21 protein-coding genes are annotated in these 23,504 nt (G+C 70.6%); 10 read left to right on the plus strand and 11 right to left on the minus strand.

Going from position 1 to position 23,504, the window contains the following annotated elements; translation table 11 throughout:
* Nucleotides 1–27: 27 nt before the first annotated feature.
* The 8 genes from Q0937_RS06860 (at nt 28) to Q0937_RS06895 (ending at nt 8,240) form a co-directional block, all read left to right on the plus strand.
* Nucleotides 28–549, plus strand: a complete 522-nt coding sequence (locus tag Q0937_RS06860) for a TRAP transporter small permease (RefSeq protein WP_299301378.1) — start codon at nt 28–30, stop codon at nt 547–549.
* Nucleotides 550–557: 8 nt separating this feature from the next.
* Complete coding sequence (locus Q0937_RS06865; protein WP_299301381.1) at nt 558–1,862, plus strand: TRAP transporter large permease; 1,305 nt, start codon at nt 558–560, stop codon at nt 1,860–1,862.
* A gap of 73 nt (nt 1,863–1,935) precedes the next feature.
* Entirely contained in the window at nt 1,936–2,754 is an 819-nt protein-coding gene (gene kduI / locus Q0937_RS06870) for a 5-dehydro-4-deoxy-D-glucuronate isomerase (protein WP_299301384.1), read from the plus strand.
* Nucleotides 2,751–3,719, plus strand: a complete 969-nt coding sequence (locus tag Q0937_RS06875) for a C-terminal binding protein (RefSeq protein ID WP_299301387.1) — start codon at nt 2,751–2,753, stop codon at nt 3,717–3,719. Before kduI ends, Q0937_RS06875 begins: the two co-directional genes overlap by 4 nt.
* Nucleotides 3,720–4,020: 301 nt before the next feature.
* Nucleotides 4,021–5,547 (plus strand): mannitol dehydrogenase family protein, encoded by a 1,527-nt coding sequence (locus Q0937_RS06880; RefSeq protein WP_299301390.1) that lies wholly within the window; start codon nt 4,021–4,023, stop codon nt 5,545–5,547.
* The gene (locus tag Q0937_RS06885) at nt 5,547–6,551 is read left to right on the plus strand and encodes an L-idonate 5-dehydrogenase (RefSeq protein ID WP_299301393.1); all 1,005 of its coding nucleotides are present in this window, start codon (nt 5,547–5,549) and stop codon (nt 6,549–6,551) included. The genes Q0937_RS06880 and Q0937_RS06885 overlap by 1 nt, the downstream gene beginning before the upstream one ends.
* A gap of 46 nt (nt 6,552–6,597) precedes the next feature.
* A complete protein-coding gene (locus tag Q0937_RS06890; RefSeq protein WP_299301396.1) occupies nt 6,598–7,251 on the plus strand; it encodes a bifunctional 4-hydroxy-2-oxoglutarate aldolase/2-dehydro-3-deoxy-phosphogluconate aldolase in 654 nt (217 codons plus the stop codon).
* On the plus strand, nt 7,248–8,240 hold the full coding sequence (locus Q0937_RS06895; protein WP_299301399.1) for a sugar kinase: 993 nt from the start codon (nt 7,248–7,250) through the stop codon (nt 8,238–8,240). The genes Q0937_RS06890 and Q0937_RS06895 overlap by 4 nt, the downstream gene beginning before the upstream one ends.
* Nucleotides 8,241–8,275: 35 nt before the next feature.
* Here Q0937_RS06895 and Q0937_RS06900 read toward each other — a convergent pair whose 3' ends face one another.
* Together Q0937_RS06900 and manD are read right to left on the minus strand one after the other, a co-directional pair.
* Nucleotides 8,276–10,111 carry a gamma-glutamyltransferase family protein gene (locus tag Q0937_RS06900; RefSeq protein WP_299302470.1) on the minus strand — a complete coding sequence of 612 codons (1,836 nt, stop codon included), beginning with the start codon at nt 10,109–10,111 and terminating at the stop codon, nt 8,276–8,278.
* Between the two features lie 95 nt (nt 10,112–10,206).
* On the minus strand, nt 10,207–11,445 hold the full coding sequence (manD, locus tag Q0937_RS06905; RefSeq protein WP_299301402.1) for a D-mannonate dehydratase ManD: 1,239 nt from the start codon (nt 11,443–11,445) through the stop codon (nt 10,207–10,209).
* Between the two features lie 144 nt (nt 11,446–11,589).
* Here manD and Q0937_RS06910 point away from each other — a divergent pair, with 144 nt between their 5' ends.
* Nucleotides 11,590–12,405 carry an IclR family transcriptional regulator gene (locus tag Q0937_RS06910; RefSeq protein ID WP_299301405.1) on the plus strand — a complete coding sequence of 272 codons (816 nt, stop codon included), beginning with the start codon at nt 11,590–11,592 and terminating at the stop codon, nt 12,403–12,405.
* A gap of 133 nt (nt 12,406–12,538) precedes the next feature.
* Here the strand turns inward: Q0937_RS06910 and Q0937_RS06915 are convergent, their stop codons facing one another.
* Nucleotides 12,539–13,030 (minus strand): SRPBCC domain-containing protein, encoded by a 492-nt coding sequence (locus tag Q0937_RS06915; protein WP_299301408.1) that lies wholly within the window; start codon nt 13,028–13,030, stop codon nt 12,539–12,541.
* A gap of 92 nt (nt 13,031–13,122) precedes the next feature.
* On the opposite strand from Q0937_RS06915, the gene Q0937_RS06920 reads away from it, so the two are divergent.
* Nucleotides 13,123–13,905 (plus strand): hypothetical protein, encoded by a 783-nt coding sequence (locus Q0937_RS06920; protein ID WP_299301411.1) that lies wholly within the window; start codon nt 13,123–13,125, stop codon nt 13,903–13,905.
* Nucleotides 13,906–13,980: 75 nt separating this feature from the next.
* Here Q0937_RS06920 and Q0937_RS06925 read toward each other — a convergent pair whose 3' ends face one another.
* The 8 genes from Q0937_RS06925 to Q0937_RS06960 form a co-directional block, all read right to left on the minus strand.
* Nucleotides 13,981–14,691, minus strand: a complete 711-nt coding sequence (locus tag Q0937_RS06925) for a hypothetical protein (RefSeq protein WP_299301414.1) — start codon at nt 14,689–14,691, stop codon at nt 13,981–13,983.
* Nucleotides 14,692–14,798: 107 nt separating this feature from the next.
* On the minus strand, nt 14,799–16,073 hold the full coding sequence (locus Q0937_RS06930) for a Bcr/CflA family efflux MFS transporter (protein WP_299301417.1): 1,275 nt from the start codon (nt 16,071–16,073) through the stop codon (nt 14,799–14,801).
* 125 nt (nt 16,074–16,198) lie between these two features.
* The gene (locus Q0937_RS06935; protein WP_299301420.1) at nt 16,199–17,029 is read right to left on the minus strand and encodes a LacI family DNA-binding transcriptional regulator; all 831 of its coding nucleotides are present in this window, start codon (nt 17,027–17,029) and stop codon (nt 16,199–16,201) included.
* 20 nt (nt 17,030–17,049) lie between these two features.
* Nucleotides 17,050–19,584 (minus strand): glycosyl hydrolase 2 galactose-binding domain-containing protein, encoded by a 2,535-nt coding sequence (locus Q0937_RS06940; RefSeq protein ID WP_299301423.1) that lies wholly within the window; start codon nt 19,582–19,584, stop codon nt 17,050–17,052.
* Nucleotides 19,581–20,441: an ABC transporter ATP-binding protein gene (locus Q0937_RS06945; protein WP_299301426.1), complete on the minus strand. Its 861-nt coding sequence runs from the start codon at nt 20,439–20,441 to the stop codon at nt 19,581–19,583. Before Q0937_RS06945 ends, Q0937_RS06940 begins: the two co-directional genes overlap by 4 nt.
* Nucleotides 20,438–21,304: an ABC transporter ATP-binding protein gene (locus tag Q0937_RS06950; RefSeq protein WP_363323217.1), complete on the minus strand. Its 867-nt coding sequence runs from the start codon at nt 21,302–21,304 to the stop codon at nt 20,438–20,440. Before Q0937_RS06950 ends, Q0937_RS06945 begins: the two co-directional genes overlap by 4 nt.
* A gap of 155 nt (nt 21,305–21,459) precedes the next feature.
* A complete protein-coding gene (locus Q0937_RS06955) occupies nt 21,460–22,452 on the minus strand; it encodes an ABC transporter permease (RefSeq protein WP_299301431.1) in 993 nt (330 codons plus the stop codon).
* 9 nt (nt 22,453–22,461) lie between these two features.
* Nucleotides 22,462–23,448 carry an ABC transporter permease gene (locus Q0937_RS06960; RefSeq protein ID WP_299301434.1) on the minus strand — a complete coding sequence of 329 codons (987 nt, stop codon included), beginning with the start codon at nt 23,446–23,448 and terminating at the stop codon, nt 22,462–22,464.
* Nucleotides 23,449–23,504 lie beyond the last annotated feature (56 nt).

Consider the following 23,504-nt stretch of genomic DNA (forward strand, 5'->3'; position numbering starts at 1 on the left):
CGGTCCGCGCCGAGAGGAAGAGATCGAATGAAGGCCTTCACAGCAACGAAGCTGATGATCGACCGGATCCTGGGGATCGTCTGCGTGGCACTCTTCATGGCCCTGGTGGTCGTCGTGACCTGGCAGGTGTTCGCCCGCCAGGTGCTCCTCGAGCCGAGTCAGTGGTCCGAGAGCCTGGCACGGTACTTGTTCGTCTGGGTCGGTCTGCTCGGTGCCACCCTGGTGTTCGGCGAGCGCGGCCACATCGCCATCGATGTGGCCGTGCGCCGCCTCCCCGAGATGCCGCAGCGGATCGTCGGGCTGCTCGTCCAGGGACTCGTCATCGCCTTCGCCGCCTACATCCTCGTCTTCGGAGGGCTGCGGGCGGCCGAGAACGCCTGGCAGCAGAACCTCAGCGGGCTCCCGACGACGATCGGCCCCTGGTTCCTGGTCATGCCGATCTCGGGCGTCCTCGTCATCATCTACTCGATCTATCACCTGGTGCGTGTCGCCCGCGGTGACGAGGAGTCGTTCGAGCCCGACGACATCGACACCGTCGAGGCGGTGTAAGGAGAACCATGGATCCCTCAACACTCGGCGCCCTCATCCTGCTCATCGCGACCGTGGTGCTGCTCGTCATCGGCACACCGATCGCGATCGCCGTCGGCGGCGCCACGGCGCTGGCCATGCTGGCCATCTTCACCCCCGAGCAGGTCGCCCTCACCACCTCACAGCGCATGTTCACCGGGATCAACTCGTTCCCGCTGCTGGCGATACCGTTCTTCGTCCTCGCGGGCGTGATCATGAACAACGGCGGGATCGCGACCCGACTGATCGATGCCGCCCGAGTGCTGGTCGGCCGCATGCCCGGATCATTGGCCCAGGCCAACGTCGCGGCCAATGCGATGTTCGGTGCCGTCAGCGGATCGGCCGTCGCGGCCGCCGCCGCGGTCGGATCGACGATGGCACCGCAGCAGAAGCGCGAGGGCTACGACCCTCGCTTCGCGGCGGCAGTCAACATCGCCTCGGCCCCTGCCGGGATGCTGATCCCGCCCAGCAACGTGCTGATCGTCTATTCACTGGTCAGCAGCACCTCGGTCGCGGCGCTGTTCGTCGGCGGCTACCTCCCGGGCATGCTCTGGGCCCTTGCGTGCATGGTCGTGGTTCATCTCTATGCACGGAAGCGGCCCGAGCTCAAGGTCACCGAGAAGGTCTCCTTCGGGGTTGCTGTGATGACCCTCCTCAAGGCGATTCCCGCTCTTCTGATGATCGTCATCGTCATCGGTGGCATCCTCGCCGGCATCTTCACCCCGACAGAGGCTGCGGTCATCGCGGTCCTGTATTCGCTGGCACTGGCCTTCGTCTATCGTTCGGTGACGCTCAAGCAGCTGCCCGCGATCTTTCTCGAGGCCACGCGCACCACGTCGATCGTCGTCTTCCTGATCGGCGTCTCGACCGCGATGGCCTGGATGATGAGCTTCGCGCGGGTGCCGGTCATCATCTCGGACCTGATCCTCGGGGTCTCCGAGAACCAGATCGTGGTGCTCTTCCTCATCGCGATCGCGCTCCTGATCATCGGCACGTTCATGGACGCGACCCCCGCGATCCTGATCTTCACCCCGATCTTCCTGCCGATCGCCATCGAGATGGGAATGCACCCGATCCACTTCGGGCTGTTCATGACCTTCGCGGTATGCGTCGGGGTGATCACCCCTCCTGTCGGCACGGTGCTGTTCGTCGGTGCGAGGATCGGCAAGGTCTCGATGGAGTCGGTGCTGCGTCCTCTGATCCCCTTCTTCATCGCGCTCGCGCTGCTGCTGCTCCTGGTGCTGTACGTCCCGGCACTGTCCACCTGGCTGCCGAGCCTGCTCGGCCTGATGTGACTGGTGGGAGGGCGAACACCGAGGTGTCCGTCCTCCCATCGTCTTCGACTGCCCCCTACGAGAGGTCTCCACTGTGGAACTCAGACACTCCACCCATCCCGATCAGGTGCCCGGAATGGACACCGCGGAAATTCGCCGCCGTTACCTGGTGCCGGGGCTGTTCGTCCCGGGCGAGGCGAACGCCCTCTACACCCACGAGGACCGCACCGTGCTCGTCGGCATCGTCCCCCTGGATGAGCCGATCAGCATGCCGACCTATCCCGAGATCCGCTCCGAGCGTTTCTTCGACCACCGCGAGGCAGGGGTCGTGAACGTCGGCCAGGCCGGCACGGTGACGGTCGACGGCACCGAGCACCGCATGGCCAAGGGAGCGTGCCTGTACATCGGCCGCGGCGCGACCGATGTCGACTTCGCCGGAGCGGGCGCCCGCTTCTACCTGTTCTCGGCTCCCGCGCACACCGCCTACCCCACCACCCTGGTCGAGCCGGGCCAGGGGACCATCCGTGAGCTCGGCGACCAGAAGACCTCGAACCGGCGCACGCTGAACCAGTACATCCATGAGAACGGGGTGCGCAGCTGCCAGGTCGTCATGGGTGTCACCACCCTTCATGAGGGCAGCATGTGGAACACGATGCCTGCTCACACCCATGACCGCCGCACCGAGTGCTACCTCTACTTCGATGTGCCCGAGGAGGCCCGCGTCCTCCATCTGCTCGGTCAGCCCCAGGAGACCCGGCACATGGTGGTCGCGAATGAGGAGGCGATCATCTCCCCCTCCTGGTCTGTGCACTCAGGAGTCGGCACCTCCGCATACAGCTTCGTCTGGGCCATGGCCGGCGAGAACCAGTCGTTCGACGACATGGATACATTCCCCGTGAAGGAGATGCGTTGATCCCCAAGATCGTCATCACCGAGTGTGACCACGACTCGATCGCCACCGAGCAGGACGTGGCGCAGCAGCGCGGCGTCGAGCTCGTCCTGGCCCAGGCGACGACGAAGGCCGAGGTGATCGCCGCGGCGGCTGATGCCGACGGCATCGTCGTCCAGTACGCGACCATCGACGCCGAGGTCCTCGAGGCGCTCCCCCGACTGAAGTCCATCGGGCGCTACGGAGTGGGCGTCGACACGGTCGACGTCGAGGCCGCGACAGCGCGAGGCGTGGCCGTCTCCAATGTCCCCGATTACGGGACCGAGGCGGTCTCCGACCACGCGATCGGTCTCGCCCTCGCCGTCGGTCGCGGCATCGCCCGGCTCGATCGCGGGATCCGCGCAGGCTCGGCGGACTTCGTCCCGGTCAAGCCGCTCCGCCTGATCGGCGGGCGCACCTTCGGGATCATCGGCCTGGGCCTGATCGGCGCGGCGACTGCACGCAAGGCTCGAGGGCTCGGGTACGAGGTGGTGGCCACCGATGGGCGACGCGAGCTCGGCAGCACTGTCGATGGCGTCCGCATCGTCAGCCTCGAGGAGCTGCTGAGCAGCTCCGATGTCGTCTCGGTGCATACGCCACTCACTCCCGAGACACACCATCTGATCAGCACCGAGCAGCTGGCGCAGATGAAGACGGAGGCGATCCTGATCAACACGAGTCGCGGCGGGGTCATCGACACTGCTGCGCTGGTGGACGCTCTCTCGGAGCGGAAGATCTACGGTGCGGGTCTCGACGTCCACGAGCAGGAGCCCATCCCGGCAGACCATCCGTTGACAACTTTCGACACGGTCGTGCTGACGCCGCATATCGCCTGGTACACGGAGGAATCGTACTTCGAGCTGAAGCGACGCACCGTGGAGAACGTGATCGACACGGTCATGGGCGTGCGCCCTCGGAACATCCTCAATCCTGAGGTCCTGCCGAACTGACTCACCGCGCTGACGTCCTCGGACCGCCCTCCTTGCTGGCGAGCTCAGGCGGGCGATCCCCGCGGCACTCCGAGAATCAGGAAGCTGCGGGGATCGTGGCGTTCGAGGGTCCGATCGAGCGATTCTGACCGCACCGGAGAGACACGTACGCCACATACCCCACACTGCTAAACTGTTACGAACTACAAAACCAACGTTTTGCAATATGAAATGGTGCAGGTTCCGGTCTGACGTGACCCGTTCCACCAACGGACGCTCTCGCCTCGCGACCGCGTCACCAGCCATCGACCAGGAGGCTCGCATGCCGACACCCGGCTCCGTCCCCGCACTCGACCGTTCGCGTCTGAGCGGGCTCCCGCTGCTCGGCGCGTCAGCCCCGCAGGATCCCGCGCGCGCGGGCATCATCCACCTGGGCCTCGGCGCCTTCCATCGCGCGCACGCGGCGGTGCACACCGCGCGTGCCCTCGCCGCCGAGGAGGGCGACTGGGGGATCATCGGCTTCGCGAACCGCTCCCGCTCGGTGGTCGATGCGATGTCCCGCCAGGAGGGCCTGTACAGCGTGCTCGAGCTCGCGGACACCGGCACCCGGGCGGATGTCGTGGACGTGCACCGGGGCTTCGGCGTGATGGCCGAGGATCCGTCGGCCGTGGTGCGGGAGATCGCGACCTCGGCGCGGCGCCTCCTCACCCTCACCGTCTCCGAGGGCGGCTATTCCGTCTCCCCCCGCACCGGACACCTGGACGTCGACTCCCCCGCGATCCGTGCGGACCTCGAGAGCCCGGCCTCGCCTCGCAGCGTGATCGGCCTGCTCGCCGGCGGTCTTGCTGCGCGCGCCGCCGCCGGCGGCGAGCCGTTCACCGTGCTGCCCTGCGACAACGTCGTCTCCGCCGGGCAGACCGCGCGGCGCATGGTCACCGAGTTCCTCGAGGCCTCCGGCGCCGAGGACGACGTGCTCGCCTATGTGCGCGGCAGCGTCTCCTTCCCCAACGCCATGGTGGACCGGATCGTCCCCGCCACCACCCCGGGCACGAGCGACCACGTCGCCGAGCTGCTGGGCGTGCGTGACGGGGCCCCGGTGCGCGCCGAGAAGTTCTCCATGTGGGTGATCGAGGACGACTTCCCCGCCGGCCGCCCGGCGTGGGAGCGCGGCGGCGCGATCATGTCCACCGCCGACGGTGACGTCGAGAAGTACGAGCAGGTCAAGCTCCGCATCCTCAACGGACCGCACTCCCTCATCGCCTACCTGGGGGCGCTCGACGGCCGGGTCACCATCCCCGAGGCCTTCGACCAGGACTGGATCGCCGAGGCCGTGCTCACGCTGATCCACGACGAGAACCTGCCCACCATCGATCTGCCCGCGGGGTTCGACACCGCGGGGTACATCGAGGACCTCACCCACCGCTGGCACAACCACGACCTCGGCCACCGCACCCGCCAGGTCGGGTCCGACGGGTCGATGCGGCTGCCCCAGCGCATCCCCGTCCCTGCCCGCTTCCATCTGGACGCGGGGCGGACCCCGGCTCTGCTGGCCCTCACGGTCGCGGCCTGGTTCGCCTGCGTCGTCCCCCCGCGAGGCTTCGAGCCCGGGGAGCAGGCGCGCGCCATGACCGATCCCGCCCAGGCGCAGCTGCAGGAGATCGCTTCGGCGGCCACCAGCCCGGCCGAGCACGCCCGCCTCCTGATGGAGAGCGGATGCCTCTCCGAGGAGCTCGCCGACCGCCCGGAGTTCGTCGATCTGGTCGGCGAGCTGCTCACCACGATCCTCACCTCGGGACCGCGCGCCGCGACCGCCGAGGCACTCACCGCCTCGTTCAAGGAGAACCGCTGATGAAGACCCTCGCCATCCACGCCGCCGAAGACCTCCGCTGGGAGGACGCCCCCGAGGTCGAACCCGGCCCTGATCAGGTGCGCCTGCGCATCAAGTACGTCGGCATCTGCGGCTCGGACCTGCACTACTACTATCAGGGGGCCAACGGCGCCTTCGTGATCACCGAGCCGCTGACCCCGGGCCACGAGCTCTCCGCAGTGGTGGACCTGGACCCCAGCGGCGAGTACGCCCCGGGCACCCCGGTCACCGTGCACCCCGCCCGCTACGGCACCTCCGCCCCGGGCATCGAGGACCGCCCCCACCTGTGGCCGGGCGGCGACTACCTGGGCAGCGCGAGCGTCACCCCGCACCGCCAGGGCGCGGCCGCGGAGCACCTCGTCATCGACCGCGCGAACCTGCGCCGTCTGCCCGAGTCGCTGCCGCTGAAGCGCGGCGCTCTCGCCGAGCCGCTCGCCGTGTCCCTGCACGCCGTGACCATCGCCGGGGACGTGACGGGCAAGAAGGCCCTGGTGCTGGGCTCGGGTCCGATCGGCCTGCTCGCCGTCGCCGCTCTGCTCCACCGCGGCGCCGCCTCGGTGGACGCCACCGACGTGCGCCCCGAGCCGCTCGAGCGCGCCCGTGCCCTCGGCGCCGATCGCACGATCCTCGTGGGCGAGGAGACCCCCGAGCACTCCGCCTACGACGTGGTGCTCGAATGCTCCGGGGCCCCCATCTCGCTCTCCTCCGCCGTGCAGGCGGTGCGCCCGGCCGGGATCATCGTGCAGGTCGCGATCCTGCCCAACCAGGACATCCCGGTGAACCTCGCCGCGCTGGTCGCCAAGGAGGTCCAGCTGCGGGGCACCCAGCGCTTCGACACCGAGATCGACGAGGCCATCGAGCTGCTGGCCGAGGATGCCCGCTTCGACGCGGTGGTCACCCAGTCGATCCCCGCCGCCGAGGCCGAGAGCGCCTTCGCGACCGCGCGCGATGCCTCCCTCTCCGCCAAGGTGCTGCTCGAGCTCTGAGCAGCGCGCCGTCCGTCCGCTCGCCCTGACCCCCAGGAGATCCGCCATGACCCCCGTGTCCCGCCTGTCGCTCCCCGAGCGCACCGCCTCCGCCCGGTTGATCGTCGTGATCCGTGGTGAGCGCGCCGAGCAGTACGCTCCCGTGCTCGCGACCCTCGCCGACGCCGGCATCCGTTCCGTGGAGCTGACGCTGTCCACCCCCGGCACCCTCGAGGAGCTGCCCGCGCTGCTCGAGCGCTTCGGGGACCGCCTGGACCTCGGCATCGGCACCGTCACCGACCCGGCGCAGCTGCGCACCGCCGCCGAGCGGGGCGCGCACTACATCGTCACCCCGATCACCCGCCCCGACCTGCTGGAGGCGGCGGCGGAGGCCGGCATCGCGATCGTCGCCGGCGGGCTCACCCCCACCGAGCTGCACGCCGGCTGGGCCGCGGGGGCGGCGGCGGTGAAGGTGTTCCCGGCGTCCGTCGTGGGCCCCGGATACCTCAAGGACCTGCGCGGTCCCTTCCCCGACATCCGCGTGGTCCCCTCGGGCGGGGTGGATCTCGAGGCGGCCGCGGCCTGGCTGCGCGCCGGCGCCGACGCGGTCTCCGTGGGCGGGCCACTGGTGGGAGACGCCCTGAAGGGCGGCAGCCTCGAGGAGCTCGCCGACCGCGCCGCCCGGTTCGTGGGCGTGACCACCCGCGAGGCCGGGGCATGAGGATCCCCGACGAGGGCGTCCGCGCCCCCGTCGGCCCCCGCGTGGTGGCGGTCGGCGAGACCATGGCGCTGATGCGCACCGCCTCCATCGGCTCGCTCGCGCATCTGCCCTCGGTGGACATCTCGCTGGGTGGCGCCGAGTCGAACCTCGCGATCGGGCTGCGCCGGCTGGGCGTCCCCTCCGCGTGGGTGAGCCGAGTGGGCGATGATCCGCTGGGCACGCGCGTGGCCCGCGAGATCCGCGCCGAGGGCGTCGAGGTGCACTGCACGGTCGATCCGGAGCGGCCGACGGGCCTGATGATCAAGTCCCGCCCCAGCGCCGCCACCACCCGCGTGGACTACTACCGGGCCGGGTCCGCCGCCTCCGCCCTCACCCCGGGCGACCTCCCGGCAGGACTCATCGAGCAGGCCGAGATCCTGCAGCTCAGCGGCATCACCCCGCTGCTCTCGGACACCGCGCACGCCACGAACATCTCTGCCGTGCAGCGCGCAGTGGCGGCAGGAGTGCAGGTCAGCCTCGATGTGAACTTTCGTTCGCGGCTGGGGTCGCGGGAACTCCTCGGGCAGCGGCTGGGCGAGATCCTCGAGCACGTCGACGTCGTGTTCGGCGGGCCGGAGGAGCTCTCGATCCTCGCTCCGGACATCGCCGACACTGACCACCGGGCTCTGCTGCGGGCGCTGGAGGCCGACGGCCGCCAGGTGGTCGTGAAGCTCGGGGCCGACGGCGGCGCCGCCCTCGCGGACGGCGAGATCCATGAGGCCCCTGGGCACCGGGTGGACGTGGTCGACACCGTCGGTGCCGGGGACGCCTTCGTGGCCGGATATCTCAGCGCTCAGCTCGACGGGCTGGACGTGCCCGCACGGCTGGCCAGGGCGAATGCCTGCGGGGCGCTGGCCTGCACCAGCCCCGGGGACTGGGAAGGGGCGCCGCGGCTGCGCGACCTCGACGCCCTGCTCTCCGGCGGCGCCGCGGACCCCGTGAGCCGCTGACCGACTCAGCAGCGGCCGGCGGCAGCGGTTGGGCCTCAGCGGCCGGCGGCGTAGCCCTGGGCGCCGCGGGAGTTGGCGGCGGCGCGCAGCATCCCGGTGTCGGGGTCACGCATCACGCACGACAGCCGCCCCAGCGACCAGTCCCCGGCGCGCACCACCTCATGCCCGCGTGCCTCGAGCCCGGCGATGACCTCCTCACCGAGGCGATCCTCGACCACGGCCCGGCCCGGGGACCACGTGCGGGGCCAGAAGGAGCCCGGCATCGAGAGGGTGTGCAGGGCCGGGGCGTCGATCGCCTGCTGGAGCTCGAGCCCGCCCACCAGCACGCGCAGCAGGAACAGCAGCTGCCACTGATCCTGCTGGTCACCGCCCGGGGAGCCGCAGGCCAGGACGGCCTCACCGTCCCGCAGCACCAGCGTCGGGGTGAGGGTGGTGCGCGGGCGCCGGCCGGGACGCAGGGCCGAGGGCAGCGTCTCGTCCAGCCACATCATCTGCAGGCGGGTGCCGAGGCAGAAGCCGAGGCCAGGGATGGCGGGTGAGGACTGCAGCCAGCCGCCGGAAGGGGTGGCGCTGATGATGTTGCCCCAGCGGTCGACCGCATCGAGATGGCAGGTGTCCCCGCGCGCCTCCCCGGTCGGTCGGACCGTCGGCTCCCCGGAGCTGCCGTGGTCGACGGCTTCGCCGGTGCACTGCGCGAACTCGTCGTCGGTGAGCAGCGGCGGCAGGGCCGACGGACCGTCTCCGAGAGCGCCCGGGCGGAATTCGTGGGAGGCGTTCTCGGCGATCAGGGCGCGGCGGCCGGAGAGGTACTCGGGTGAGAGCAGCTGCTCGAGGTCGACGCCTCCGTCCGTGTCGCCGTAGTGAACGTCGCGGTCGGCGAGTGCCAGCTTGAGCGCCTCGAGGATGGTGTGGGCGCCGCGCTCGGTGGAGGGGTCGAGCTGGGTATCCTCGCAGCCGTCCAGGATGCCGAGGGCCTCGAGCAGGGCCGGGCCCTGTCCCCAGGCGCCGGTCTTGGCGACCGTCCAGCCACGGAAGTTCGCGGTGGCTGCCGTGTCGACGTGCGCCTCGGCCGCAGCCAGGTCCTCGAGGGTCATCACGCCGGCGTGATCGGCCCCGTCGGAGTGGCGGTGCGGGGTGCGCACGAACTCGGCGATGGCCTGGGCGACGGGCCCGGCGCGCCACCGCTCCCGGGCGGCGGCGATCCGAGCCTCCCGCCCGCCTGGCAGCTCGGGTTCGCTGGGCAGCTCGCGCCCATCGGGCAGCTCACTCCCGCCCGCACCGTCGGCCCCGATCCCGGCCCCGTGACCGGCGCCGGCCGCGACGAGGTCCCGCAGCACCGCGGCATACTCCGGGTTGCGGATCAGCTGCCCGGGCTCCGGCGCGGCCCCGTCCGGCATCCACAGCGCGGCGGAGCTCGGCCAGTGCTCGGTGAAGGTCTGGGCGACCGTCTCGATCTGGGCGCTGACGCGGGCGAGGACGGGATGGCCCTGCTCGGCGCAGTCGATCGCGTAGGCCAGGACGTCCTCGAGCTCCCAGGTGCCCTTCTCCTGCAGCACCAGCAGCCAGGCATCCACCGCCAGGGGAACGGCGGCGGCGAGGGCGCCGGTGCCGGGCACGGCGGTGAGGCCCTCGGCGCGGTAGTGCGCGATGCTCGCCCCGGCCGGGGCGGAACCCTGTCCCATCACCACGACGGGGGTGGGGTCTGCGGCGGTCGCCAGAATCGCCGTCATGTCCCCGCCGGGGCCGTTGAGGTGCGGCTCGACCACATGCAGCACGAAGGCGCCGGCGGTCGCGGCGTCGAAGGCATTCCCGCCGCGCTCCAGGACGCTCTGCATGCAGGCCGTCGCGATCCAGTGGGTCGAGGCGGTCATCCCGAAGGTTCCCTCGAGCGTGGGTCGCGTGGTCGGTCCGGGCGGGACGACGAACGGGGTGGTGGGGTCAGCGCTCACCGGGGCTCCTTCAGAGGTCACCAGTCGTGCACGGTCCCGTCGCGCAGTCTGTTCACCGGCAGGTAGGCGGGCTGGTACTCGTGCCCCGCTGCCGCCTCCTCATCGAGCTCGACGCCGAACCCCGGGGTCTCGCCCGGGTGCAGCATCCCGCCCTCGAAGCGGTAGCTGGTGCGGAACACCGACAGGGTGCTCTCGGAGTGGGGCATGTACTCCTGAATCCCGAAGTTGTGGATCGCGAGACCCAGGTGGAGGTTCGCGGCCATCCCCACCGGGGAGACGTCGGTGGGGCCGTGGAAGCCGGAGCGGATGCCGTAGACCGCGGCGAAGCTCATGATCTGGCGCAGGCCGGTGATGCCGCCTGCGTGGGTGGCCGAGGAGCGCACGTAGTCGATCAGCCGCTCGGTGATCAGGGTCTGGTAGTCGTGGACGGAGTTGAACACCTCGCCGATCGCGAGCGGGGTCACCGAGTGCTGGCGCACCAGGCGCAGCGCGGCCTGGTCCTCGCCGGGGGTGCAGTCCTCGAACCAGAACGGGTCGTAGGGCTCGAGGGACTTCGCGAGCTTCGCGGCTTCGATGGGCCGCATGCGGTGGTGGCCGTCGTGCAGCAGGTGCAGCGCGGGCCCGAACTCCTCGCGAACTCCGGCGAAGACGGTGGGCAGGTGGCGGAGGTAGGCGGCGGTGTCCCAGGTCTCCTCCGTCGGCCGCAGCGGCGCGCCCGCCGCGGCCCGCCCGGCCGGCTCGTACTCGTACTTCCCACCCGGCTCCGAGTCGTGGACACCGTAGATCTGGTCCAGTCCGGGCACGCCCGACTGGATCCGCACGGCCTGGAAGCCCTGCTCGACGTAGCCGTGGATCGCTTCGTTGAGCCTCTCGATCGTGGTGCCGGAGGCGTGGGCGTAGGTGAGCAGGCCGCTGCGGGAGGCGCCGCCGAGCAGCTTGTACAGCGGCTCTCCCGCCTTCTTCGCGGCGATGTCCCACAGGGCCATGTCGATCGCGGAGACCGCGGCCATCGTCACCGGGCCGCGACGCCAGTAGGGGCTGCGGTAGAGGTACTGCCAGATCGATTCGATCTGGGACTCGTCGCGGCCGATCAGGGTGGGCGCCACGTGGTCGCGCAGGTAGGAGACCACCGAGAGTTCGCGTCCGTTCAGCGTGCCGTCGCCGAGGCCGGTGATGCCGTCGCTGGTGGTCACGATGGCGGTGACGAAGTTGCGGCCGGGGCTGGTGACGTTCACGTCGATGCGATCGATGGCCATGCGAGGCTCCTCCGGGGCGAGGCCACGACTGCGGGACCCCGAATCTGTTTTATATGATGGAACGCATATTCTGCAGTCCGTAATGAGTCTAGAGGCGCCGTGAGCACCGGGCAATCTCTGCTCATCCAGGAAGAGAGGCATGCGATGACCGCTCCCGACCCGGAGGAGAAGCCAACGGCACCCGTCCACGGGGCGAGCCCCGTCGGCAGCGTCGACAAGGCGCTGATCCTGCTGGAGATCCTGGCTGGCGCCGGCCCCGAGGGGATGACGCTGCGCGACATCGCCGAGGCCGGTGGGCTGAACAAGGCGTCAGTCCACCGCTTGCTGCGAGCGCTCATGCACCGCGGGTTCGCCGAGCAGTCCGCGAGGGACCAGCGCTACCGGCTGGGCACCGCCCCGCTCGGGCTCGCCCAGGCCTACGGCACCGGCGAGAATCTGCCGACCCTGTTCGCTCCGGCTCTCGCCAGCATCTCGCAGCGCTCCCAGGAACTGGTGCATCTGGGGCAGATGGACGGCACGCGCGTGCTCTACCTCGACAAGGTCGAGCCCGAGCGCACGCTCCGGGTGTGGTCGCGGGTGGGCAGCCGGGCCCCGGCGGCTCGCACCGCGATGGGTCGGGCGATGCTCGCGGCCGACGGGGCACGCGGAGACGCGTTGACCGCGTATGCCCAGGCCACCGAGGGAGGAGCGGACGAGGCCGGGAGCGTGATCAGCCTGCAGCACCTCACCGAGGTGGTGGATGAGGCCGCCCGCCGCGGGTGGTCCACCGAGATCGAGGAGAACGAGCCGGGCATCGCCTGCGTGGGCGTGGCCCTGACCCGCACCGGCGGGCGCTCGGTCGCCGTCAGCGTCACCGGGCCGCTCGAGCGGATGGGGGCGGCGCGGCGCAAGGAGGTCGGCGCGCTCCTGCGTGAGGAGCTGAGCCGGCTCGCCCCGGCCGGGTTCGAGCTCGCCCGCTGAGAGGTGCCGGTCTGGCCGACCGGTGGCCTGCCGTGGTCGAGATCGACGTTCGGAACACTTTGCGCGACACAAGATGGTCCGATCGTCACTCTCGGTGCCGGCCCGACTGGCCGACGACGCTGAACGCCGCGCGTCACCCGGCGAGCGCGGCGTACTCCTCGCTGAGCGTCATGTACTCGCTGTCCCAGACGTCCATGCCCGGGATCCTGCCGCCGGTCACGGCACCGGTGAGTCGGTCGAGGTACCACTCCCAGCCCGGGCCGATGTCGTGCACCATCTCGACCGGCACGTCGTGGTGGGTCAGCGCGACCTGCGTGCCGCCGTCGGCGTCGGGGGTGAGCTCGAGGCTCAGGGTCCAGGTGCCCTCCATGGACGCGCTGACCGTCAGCAATCGGCCCGGCTCGCAGGCGTGGATCGTGTAATCAGAGGTGGACGCCTCCCCAGGCTCCGCCGTCATGGTGACCTGGACGGAACCGCTCGCGGGGTCACCGGTGTATGTCCCGTACCAGGTGGCGAGCAGCGCGGAGCGGCTCACGTGCTCCCAGATCCGGGCTGCCGGGGCGGCCACGACGCGGGTGAGCACGAGGTCGCGGCCTGCGGTGTCGAGGGTTCCGGTGATGGTCATCTGCACTCCTCCGACGGGGACGCGGAGCAGCTCCGCGCACTCACCCAGAGTAGTCCTCGCGGGGTGACGAAGCATCGTGGTATTCCTGTGCCATGAGTGCTCCTTCGACCTCGCTGTCCGCCCCGGACCGAGTACTTCACGCCGCCCTCCGCGCCGGACGCACCGCGGAGGTGCTCAACCTGCTCGAGCCGCTTTCTGTGGTGCAGAGGCGTCGGGCCTGGAACGCGGTGAGGAAGTCGGCGGATGCCATCGACGCGGCGCCGATCGGGGAGCGCGACGAGCAGGGGCGTTGGAGCGGGAGCCTGCGCCGGGGTCACCACGATGCCGCGTCCGTGGCCAGGCTGGCGACACGCACAGCGCCGGCCGCGACGAGAGTGCATCCCGTGGAGCTGCCGATCGCCCGGGACATCATCCCGAGGCTGTTCCCCGACGATCTCCAGGGATTCGTCGAGGCGTGGGCGCAGCGATTCGTGGCGAACCCCAAGGCATGGGACCGGAACCGGGGCATCGAGGCGATGTTCGACTGGGCGCAGAGCGGGCTGATACCGCCGCCCACCCAGCGCGGCGCCGTCCTGCTCCTGATCTCCCAGCCGGGCCTCTCACGCTATCTGGAGGAGCGTCCGATCCTGATCGACACCACGCTGCCGAGGCTGTTCGAGGTGGCGGGTCAGAAGGGGGTCTCGGCCCCGCAGCGGGACGAGACGATGCCCGGACTCACCCTCGGTGCGCACATCATCCCGCGCTTGATCCGGGAGGGTCGATGGGAGCGGGCGCAGGTGCTGGGATGGTGCGGGCACGCCCTGGCGATTCCCCGCAGCGAGTACGAGCTGCGGTGGTTCCGTGCGTTGAGGGAACGCCTCCTCGGCTCCGCCTGAGTTCGTCAGCCCGCGGGTCACAGCTCGCGCGACTCAGCCCGCGGGTCACAGCTCGCGCGTCTCAGCCCGCGCGTCTCAGCCTGCGTCGGAAACGGTCGGCGCCGGCCGGCGCGTCCTGGTCGTCTCGAGCACGCCACCGACCACGCTGCCGATCACGAGGGCGACGAGCACGGAGATCAGGGTGGCCAGCAGCGGCATCTGCGGCAGATGGATGCGCGCGAGCTCGTGCAGCAGCAGCCCGAACATCCCGAACACGCTGATCAGCGCAGCGACGATCGCGGCCACTGCCACGCCGATCTGCAGCGCTCGCACCCTGCCTGCGACGGCGACCAGGAAGCCGACGATCGCCACCAGGGCGACCGCCCCGATCACCACCGCGGAGAGGACCACCAGGGTCGAGGAGCTGATGCCGAGCATCGCGACCATGGTCTCGCCGGGCTCGCCGAGGCCGACCAGCACGCAGGCGGCGACCCCGATCGCGATGGCGAGAGTGTTCCCGTCGTCCAGGACGATGACCAGCACCGCGGCAGCGATCGCGCACAGCAGTCCCAGGATCAGGGCGATGCTGCTGAGCGTCTGCAGGGCCCCGGGTGCGATGAAGGCCGCGGCGACGGCGAGCACCACACCCAGCAGCAGGCTGACCCCCATCGCGAGCCCCGCTCCGCTCCAGGTGCGGCGCGGGCCGGCGATGATCCCGGCGGCCAGCGGGAACGCGATCGGGACGGACAGCAGCACGGCCGTCAGCGCGGCGGCGACGAGCTCGAGGGGATCCAGGTCGAAGGACATGCCCCCATCGTCCCCCCTGTGGCACCGTGAGGGAGAGGGAACACGCGAAAGAGGTGCTCGAAGGGAGCTGCAGCGCGTAGTTCAGCGCAAGGTTCAGCGCGGGAACGTCAGAGCGGGGCTGCCGCACGCATCGGCTGGCGTCGGCGCTCGGCGAGATGCCAGGCCCACAGCAGCGACCCGATCACCACGTAGGCGAGCGCGGCCACCGCCACCACGGTGAGGCTGCCGGTGATCAGCGGGGCGATGACCCCGGAGAGCAGGGCATTCATGATCAGGGTGAAGAAGGTGCCCAGCGATGCGGCGGCCCCGCGCTGGTGCGGGAACAGATCCAGGATCTCCAGCTGGATGGGGGCGAAGAACAGCGACGCGGTGAAGGACATCAGCATCGGCCCGATCAGCACCGGGATCAGGCTCGCATCGAGCTGCCCGGAGGGATCCGGGAAGACCATCACCAGCACCAGGTTCAGCACGCTGGTGATCACGGTGCCGACGTAGCCGAAGGTGATCAGCCGGGAGCGGTCCATCGCGTCGGCCGCCCTGCCCACCAGGTAGGACCCGGCCATCATGCCGATGATCAGCGGGCCGAACAGCACCCAGAAGTCCTGCTCGCCGAGTCCCAGCAGCCGCACCACGATGATCGGCGCGGCGGCGACGAACACGAAGTGGGCGGCGAACCCGAAGGCGGTCGCGAGGGCGATCCGCACCAGCGCCGGGGAACGGCCCACCTCCCACAGGGCGCCGACCACGGAGCCCACTCGCAGCGGGATCCGGTTCTCCTTCGGCAGGGATTCGGGCATCAGCGCGGTCGCGACCATCACCAGCACGCCATAGATGCCCACGCCCGCGAACACCCAGCGCCAGTCGCCCAGCAGCAGCAACCACCCGCCGAGCATCGGGGCGATCACCGGGGAGAGTGCGAAGATCATCATCACCTGTGCCATCAGACGCTGCGCCTCGGCGCCCGCGAAGAGGTCGCGGATCACCACCCGCGAGACGATCGTGGCGGCACCGGCGCTCATGCCCTGCAGCACCCGCAGCGCGATGAGCATGCCCATCCCGGAGGCGAAGACCGCGCCGAACATCGCCAGGATGTAGATCGCGAGGCCCGCGAGCATCACCTTCTTGCGGCCCAGCGCGTCCGAGAGCGGTCCGTGGAAGACGCTCATCACGGCGAAGGAGGCGAGGTAAACGCTGATCAGCTGCTGCAGCACCACGTCGGAGGCGCCGAACTCCTCCCCGATCTGCGTGAACGCGGGGAAGACGGTGTTGATCGTGAAGGGGCCCAGCATGCCCAGAGCGGCAAGGGTGAGGGTGATGCGGGCTCCAGCGGTGCGCCGGCGGGGCGGGATGGTCGCGGTGTCGGTCGCCTCGGGGGTGGTCACGTCGAGGAGTCTAGAGGCAAGCGCTTTCGCGAAGGCCGACGGTCCGCTTTCGCGAAGGCCGACGGTCCACTTTCGCGAAGGCCGACGGTCCGATTTCGCGAGGGCCGACGGTCCGTGGGCGCGGTCTAGGCGCGGGTGCTCACGGTGCCGCGGGGCAGCAGCCGCGGCACCTCGTGCGCCAGACGCACCGGGGTGCCCGGATCCGCGAGCAGGGTCAGGGCGGCGCGGGCGAGGTCCACGCCGAGCTGGTGCGGGAGGTGCTCGAGCACGGCCAGCGGTGGTTCGTGGGTCTGACAGGCCGGGGAGTCGTCCCAGGCGACGATCGAGAGGTCCTCGGGCACGCGCAGCCCGGCCGCGACCGCCCGGTGAGCGCCGGCGATCGCCATCGCGTCGTTGTCGAAGATGATCACGGTGGGTCGCTGCGGGCCGTCCAGCAGCGCCTGGGTCGCGGCGGCGCCGCTGTCGGCCCCGTAGTCCCCCTCGGCGAAGAGCGCGGGCAGTTCCCGGGCCTGCGCGAACTCCCGATAGGCCTCGCAGCGCCAGCGGCTGTGGAGCAGGTGCGAAGGGCCGCCGACATGGCCGATGACCCGGTGGCCCCGCCCGTGGAGGTCCTCGAGCAGATGCTGCATGGTGCCGGCGTTGTCGACGGTCACCGCGGAGAACTCTCCCTGGCGCACATCGCCGATCACCACGAAGGGCAGGCCGAGTGCGCGGGCCTGGTGCGGGCGGTCGTCCCCATCCAGGAGATCCTTGAGGATCACCACGTCGACCATGTCGCGCTCGGCCCAGCGCCGCATCGTCTCCAGCTCCTCGGCCGGGCTGCCGGTGACGTGGCTGAGGACGGTGTGGCCCTGGGAGACTGCGGTGTCCTCGAGCCCGTGCAGGGCCTGGGTGTAGAACCGTTCGGAGCGTGCGGACCAGACGGACTCGGGGATGGTGATCCCGATGGTGGCCATGGAGTGCCTCCCCGGCGGTCTCAGGCGGCGCGGGCGCGGGCCCGGGCGACCAGATCGTTGGCGCTGATCAGCACATCATCGGCCAGGAAGGCGCTGGGGTCCACCGTGGCGGTGGTGCGCACCCGGATCCGTGCGCTCTCTCCGGCCAGCAGGGTCACCAGCTGGCGGTCGACGGTCGCGGCCGGATCGACCTTGTCCGCGAGCACGCACAGGTCCCGCACCGTCGAGCCGGCGCTCACGGTGATCTCGACGCCGTCCGCGACCCGTTGGGCGCTCGCGGTCACCGCTCCCCCGGCCAGTGCGGAGTCGCGGTCCTCCGCGAAGGGGTGCACGGTGCGCACCTCGGTCCCCGCCAGCTGCACCAGCAGCACCTCGGCGGCGGGGTCCGTGGCGGTCGCGAGCTCTGCCGGGAGCGGCAGCGTGGCCGCGGAGCGGGCGGGGACCTGCACCTCGAGCGTGGCCTCGGCGAGCAGCTGCCCGTCGTGGTTCTGGCGGCGCAGGCGCAGCGTCCCGCTCAGGGGCTCGTCGGTGTCGTTGCCGAGGCTGATCGCCGGACCGTCCTCGCGGGGCTGGATGGTCAGCAGCACCGGCGCATGCACCTCGCGCAGCGCGTACCAGAGCAGCTTGCGGCGGCGGTCGCCGTCCACCGCGGCCCAGGAGGTGACCGGCCAGCAGTCGTTGAGCTGCCAGACGATGGTGCCGCCGCACACCGGCCAATGCGAGCGGTAATGGCCGATCCCGCAGATCAGGGCGCGCGCCTGGTTCAGCTGGGTGGCGAAGTGGAAGTCGTCCAAACCCTCGACCGGGGGGAGGTGCCCGGCCATGCCGCGGCGCAGCTTGTCCTGGCCGCCCACCGCCTTCTGGTGGGACAGCATGGTCTCCGAGTCCTCGTTCAGCGGCCGTTCGGTGACGGCCCGGGCGAGGGTGGCGTAGTTGGCGGGTCCCTGGTATCCGAACTCGGCGGAGAACCGCGGGACGGTGTCGCGGTAGCGGAGGTAGTCGTTGTCCTCCTCGGACGCCCAGGCCACCCAGTTGTGCACGGTGCCGTGATCGGGGTTGCGGGGGTCCTCGGGCAGGGGTCGTGAGTAGGGGCTGGTGGGGGTATAACTGCGGGTGGGGTCAAGCTCGGCCAGCAGGGACGGGAACAGCTCGGTGTAGTAGCCGAGGCCCCACCCTGCGCCCTCCGGGATGTGCTCCTGCCAGCCCCAGTGGTGAAAGCCCTCGACGTTCTCGTTGCTGCCGTTCCAGTGGACCAGCGAGGGGTGCCAGGCCAGACGCACGATGTGCTCGCGCGCCTCGGCCTCGAACTCGCTGCGCAGCGGTTCGAGCTCGGAGTAGGCGGCGCAGGCGGTGGTGAAGTCCTGCCACACCAGGATCCCCAGCTCGTCGCAGAGGTCGTAGAGCAGCTCGGATTCGTACAGGCCCCCGCCCCAGATGCGCAGGGTGTTCATCCCGGCCTCGAGGGCGTCGGTGATGCTCGCGCGATAGTCCTCGGCGGTCAGGCGCACCGGGAAGCAGTCATCGGGGATCCAGTTCGCGCCCTTGGCGAGGATCGGGCGGTCGTTGACCACGATCGTGAAGGAGGTGCCGATCTCGTCGGGCTCCTCGAGCACGCCCGCGGTGCGGAAGCCGATCCGGTGCGCGCGCGCATCGAGCACCTGGTCCGCGGCGTCGCGCAGTTCGATGGCCACGGTGTACAGCGGCTGCTCGCCGTAGCCGCGCGGCCACCACAGCTGCGGGTCCGCGGCCGAGAGGCGCAGGTCGATCTCGTCCTCTGCAGTGGAGCGGATGAGCTCCTGGACCTGCTGCCCGGCAGGGTCCAGCAGCCGCGCCGAGACGGTCACCGCGATCTCGTCCAGCAGATCCGCCCGTTCGAGGAGGGCGGTGAGGTCGACGAGCCCGCGCGCGCCGGCCTCGGAGCCGGCGCCGGGCTCGACGGTGACCTGCGGGCGCACCTCGGCCAGGCGCGCCCCGGACCATTCCTCGAGGCCGATCGGCCCGGCGATGCCGCTGGTGACCAGCACCGGCCCCCAGTCCCAGCCGAAGTTGCAGGCCATCTTGCGGATCGCGTTGTAGGGCAGGTCGTTGCCGGTCACCGGCAACACCCCGAGCACCTGCTCGTTCTCGCGGGCGGTGCGCAGCGGGGAGGCGAAGCGGATCTCGAGCCGGTTGGTCCCCTCGACCAGTGCGTCGGTGACATCGAAGCGCCAGGAGCGGTGCTGGTTCTGCACCTCGGCGATGCGGAGGCCGTTCAGCAGGACCGTCGCGGCGGTGTCGAGGGAGGCGGCGACCAGGTCCACCCGCTCGGCGCCGCTGGGTGCCCAGTCGAATCCGGTCTCGTACAGCACGTCGCAGTCCCCGGTCCACTGCAGGTCGTGCTCGTGGCGGTCCAGGTACGGATCGGGGATCAGCCCGGCGGCATGCAGGTCGGTGATCAGGGTGCCGGGCACCGTGGCCGGCACCTCGCGCACCGCGAAGGGGGCGGGACCGTCGGTGATGCTCAGCTGCCAGCCCTCGTGCAGGGGCCGACGGGCGGGAGTACTGGTCAGGGTCACGAATTCTCCTCGGCGAGCGCCAGGTGGTCGGGCATGGGGACGCCGCGGCGCTGGGCCTCGGCGAGGAAGCGCGGGTTGTTCCCCGGTTCGGGGGCGGCGATCAGCAGCTGCCGGGTGAACTCGGCCTGGGGGTTCAGGATGACGTCGTCGGCCGGACCGCGCTCGACCACCTCGCCGCGGTACATCACCAGGATCTCATCGGAGAAGTGGCGGGCGGTGGCCAGGTCGTGGGTGATGTAGAGCATCGCGAGGTTCTCCTCGCGCTGCAGCCGCGCCAGCAGGTTCAGCACGCCCAGGCGGATGGAGACGTCGAGCATCGAGACCGGCTCGTCGGCGATCAGCACCGTGGGCTCCGGGGCGAGCGCACGGGCGATGGCCACGCGCTGGCGCTGCCCACCGGAGAGCTCGTGCGGTCGGCGCTCGAGGAAGCTCGTCGCGGGGCTGAGGTTGACCCGTTCGAGCAGCTCGCAGACCTTCTCGCGCAGGTTCGCGCGGGTGGCCCGGCCGTGCAGGAGCAGGGGTCGCTCGATGTGGTGGGCGATGGTGTGGAAGGGGTTCAAGGAGGCGAAGGGATCCTGGAACACCATCTGGACGTGATCGCGGTAGTGGGCCAGGGCCCTGCCGCGGGTGCCGACGGGGGCGCCGTCCAGGGTGATGGTCCCGGAGGTGGGCCGTTCGAGCTGGGCGAGGATCTTGGCGATCGTGGACTTGCCGGAGCCGGACTGGCCCACCAGGGCCACGGTGCGGCCGGGGCTCAGCTCGAGGGAGACGCCCTTGACGGCCTGGAGCGTGGTGACGCGCGCCCCGCTGCGCAGCCGGTAGGACTTGTGGAGATCGGTGACGGTCAGGGTGGTCATCGGGTGGCCTCCTGGTCGGCGCCGCTGAAGCCGGCGCGCACGAAGTCCCCGGCGTCGCCGGTCAGGGACGGGAAGGAGCCCAGCAGGCGGCGGGTGTAGGGGTGCTGCGGGGCGAAGTAGAGGTTCTCGGCGGTGTCGAGCTCGACGATCCGCCCCTGCTTCATCACCGCGATGCGGTCGGAGATCTCCAGCAGCATGGGCAGGTCGTGGGTGATGAACACGACCGCGAAGCCCAGCTCCCGGCGCAGTCGCAGCACCTCCTGGAGGATCTCGCGCTGGACCACGACGTCCAGCGCGGTGGTGGGTTCGTCCATGATCATCAGCTGCGGGTCCAGGGCGAGCGCCATCGCGATCATCACCCGCTGGCGCATGCCGCCGGAGAGCTCGTGGGGGTAGGCGTCGATGCGGCCGCGGTCCACTCCGACCAGCTCGAGCAGCTCCTCGCTGCGCCGACGTCGCTCTCCCCGGTCCATCTGGGGTCGGTGCGTGGTGAGCACGTCCCCCAGCTGGGTGCGGATGCTCAGCACGGGGTTCAGGGAGTTCATCGCGCCCTGGAACACCATCGCGACCTTCGACCAGCGGAAGGCGCGCAGCGCCGAGCCCTCGAGCGCGAGCACGTCCACGTCGGCGGCGGCATCACGGTCGTGGAAGGTGACCGAGCCGCCGGTGATGCGGGCCGGGGGCCGGTGCAGCTGGTTCAGCCCGTAGGCGAGGGTGGTCTTCCCGCAGCCGGACTCCCCCGCCAGGCCCAGGATCTCCCCGCGGCGCAGCACGAAGGAGGCGTCCTGGACGGCGTGCACCCCCTTGCCGACCTCATAGACGATGTTCAGGTCCTTGACGGTGAGCACGGGGTCCTCGAGCACCGGCGAGCCATCGCCTCCGGTGCGGCCCTGCTCGAGGGAGTCCTGGAGGGCCGGATCGCCGAGCTCGCCGCGGGCGATCGCCGAGGCGGTCTCGACGTTCGGGTCGGGATCGTGGGCGGGGTGGTCCGGGGGCACGGGCCCGGTCATCGGGGTGCTCATGCGAGGACCTCCTTCGTCGTGGCCTCGGAATCGTCGGCGCGCTCGGCACCCTGTTCCGCGCGGCGCACGGAGCGGGCGGCCTTGGGGGCGGTGCGCAGGCGCGGGTTGATGATGCCGTCGATCGAGAAGTTGATCAGCGACAGGCCGCAGCCCAGCGCCGCGATCATCAGGCCCGGCGGGACGAACCACCACCAGCCGCCCAGGGTGAGGGCCTGGCCGTTCTGGGCGTAGAACAGCATCGAGCCCCAGGTCTGGGTGCCCACCACGCCGAGGCCGATGAAGCTCAGCCCCGCTTCGCCGAGGATCGCAGTGATCAGGGCGAAGACGAAGCCGCTGGACATCACGGGCAGCAGGTTGGGCAGGATCTCCACGGCGATGATGCGGTGGGGCTTCTCTCCGGCGACCTTCGCGGCCTGCACGTAGTCGCGGGTGCGGATCGACAGGGTCTGGGAGCGCAGCACGCGGGCGGCGGCGGCCCAGGAGGTGATCGCGAGGATGAACGCGATCAGCAGCAGGCCGCGCTGCTGGACGTAGGAGCCGATCACGATCATCAGCGGCAGTCCCGGCAGGATCAGCACCACGTTGGTGAACAGGGAGAAGCCCTCGTCGATCCAGCCGCCGAGGTATCCGCCCAGGATCCCGAAGAAGGCGGAGAGGAACAGGGCCAGGACCGCCACGATCACGCCCACCAGCAGGGAGCCGCGGGTGGCCCAGGCCAGCTGGGCCAGCACGTCCTGGCCGGTCTGGGTGGTGCCCAGCCAGTGCTCGGCCGACGGCGGCGCCATGCCGAGGTTGGAGATCGCCAGCGGGTCGGCCACGAAGAAGGGGGCGATCAGTCCGAACAGGGTGATCACGACCACCAGGCCCGCCCCGATCACCAGGGAGGGGGTGGCGAGGCGGCGCAGCGAGGCGCGCAGTCGGCCGGGGGTCCCGGCGGTGGGGGCTGCCGAGTTCGGGACTGCGGACGTGGGGTCTGTGGACGTGGCCATCGGTGCTCCTCAGCCTCGCGCTCGGGTACGGGGGTCGATCACGCCGTACAGCAGGTCCACCACGAGGTTCGCCGCGAGCACGGCCACGGTGATGATCAGGAACATGCCCTGCATGAGCGAGTAGTCGTTGTTCTGCACGGCCTGCAGCATGGTGAATCCGACACCCGGGTAGGAGAAGACGGTCTCGACCACGATCGAGCCGGAGACCACGAAGCCGAGCGAGATCGCGAAGCCGGAGACGCTGGGCAGCATCGCGTTGCGGGCGGCGTACATGACCATCACGCGGCGCGGGGAGAGCCCTTTCGCCTCGGCGGTGAGGATGTAGTCCTCGCTGAGGGTGGAGACCATCATGTTGCGCATCCCCAGCAGCCAGCCGCCGAGCGAGGACAGCACGATCGTCAGCGCCGGCAGGAAGCCGTAGTAGAGGGCGTTGGAGAGGAAGGGGTAGTCGAAGGCCGGTCGCACCAGGGTGTAGTCGTAGCCGCCGGAGATCGGGAACATCCCCAGGTTCACCGACAGCACGTAGATGAACAGCAGCGCGAGCCAGAAGTAGGGCACGGCCTGCAGGATCGTGGTGGCCGGGATCAGGGAGTCCAGCCAGGTCCCGCGCTTCCACCCCGCCAGGGTGCCCAGCACCATTCCCAGGATGAAGGTGAAGGTGGTGGCCAGGCCCACCAGCACCAGGGTCCAGGGCAGGGACTGGCCCACCACCTGGGAGACGGGGGTCGGGAAGTAGGTCACCGAGACGCCGAGGTCGCCGCTCAGGAGCCCGCCGAGGTAGGCGAAGTACTCCTGGAACAGCGATCGGTCCGTGTCCGCCCCGAGCATCACCTCGATGGCCTGGCGGGTCTCCGGGGCGACCGGTCCGCGCAGCGCGAGCTTCGCGAGGACGGCGTCCACCGGGCTCCCCGGCAGGGCTCGGGGGATGAAGAAGTTGAGGGTCACTGCGGCCCAGAGGGCCACCAGGTAGAACCCGATCTTGCGCAGGAGATGCACTGCCTCGAGATCCTTTCGTCGCCCGGGCCGCGCCGCCCGCTCCGCCCTGGTCGGGG

Source organism: uncultured Brachybacterium sp. (assembly GCF_947500705.1).
In the GTDB taxonomy this organism is placed as follows: domain Bacteria; phylum Actinomycetota; class Actinomycetes; order Actinomycetales; family Dermabacteraceae; genus Brachybacterium.

Excerpts from the sequence above, each read along its gene's own strand:
- Q0937_RS06860 (WP_299301378.1), top strand. The coding sequence starts at position 28 with ATGAAGGCCTTCACAGCAACGAAGCTGATGATCGACCGGATCCTGGGG.
- manD (WP_299301402.1), bottom strand. The coding sequence starts at position 11,445 with ATGGCCATCGATCGCATCGACGTGAACGTCACCAGCCCCGGCCGCAAC.
- Q0937_RS06865 (WP_299301381.1), top strand. The coding sequence starts at position 558 with ATGGATCCCTCAACACTCGGCGCCCTCATCCTGCTCATCGCGACCGTG.
- Q0937_RS06880 (WP_299301390.1), top strand. The coding sequence starts at position 4,021 with ATGCCGACACCCGGCTCCGTCCCCGCACTCGACCGTTCGCGTCTGAGC.
- Q0937_RS06935 (WP_299301420.1), bottom strand. The coding sequence starts at position 17,029 with ATGGCCACCATCGGGATCACCATCCCCGAGTCCGTCTGGTCCGCACGC.
- Q0937_RS06925 (WP_299301414.1), bottom strand. The coding sequence starts at position 14,691 with ATGTCCTTCGACCTGGATCCCCTCGAGCTCGTCGCCGCCGCGCTGACG.
- Q0937_RS06895 (WP_299301399.1), top strand. The coding sequence starts at position 7,248 with ATGAGGATCCCCGACGAGGGCGTCCGCGCCCCCGTCGGCCCCCGCGTG.
- Q0937_RS06955 (WP_299301431.1), bottom strand. The coding sequence starts at position 22,452 with ATGGCCACGTCCACAGACCCCACGTCCGCAGTCCCGAACTCGGCAGCC.
- Q0937_RS06910 (WP_299301405.1), top strand. The coding sequence starts at position 11,590 with ATGACCGCTCCCGACCCGGAGGAGAAGCCAACGGCACCCGTCCACGGG.
- Q0937_RS06900 (WP_299302470.1), bottom strand. The coding sequence starts at position 10,111 with ATGACCGCCTCGACCCACTGGATCGCGACGGCCTGCATGCAGAGCGTC.
- Q0937_RS06945 (WP_299301426.1), bottom strand. The coding sequence starts at position 20,441 with ATGACCACCCTGACCGTCACCGATCTCCACAAGTCCTACCGGCTGCGC.
- Q0937_RS06915 (WP_299301408.1), bottom strand. The coding sequence starts at position 13,030 with ATGACCATCACCGGAACCCTCGACACCGCAGGCCGCGACCTCGTGCTC.
- Q0937_RS06890 (WP_299301396.1), top strand. The coding sequence starts at position 6,598 with ATGACCCCCGTGTCCCGCCTGTCGCTCCCCGAGCGCACCGCCTCCGCC.
- Q0937_RS06920 (WP_299301411.1), top strand. The coding sequence starts at position 13,123 with ATGAGTGCTCCTTCGACCTCGCTGTCCGCCCCGGACCGAGTACTTCAC.
- Q0937_RS06885 (WP_299301393.1), top strand. The coding sequence starts at position 5,547 with ATGAAGACCCTCGCCATCCACGCCGCCGAAGACCTCCGCTGGGAGGAC.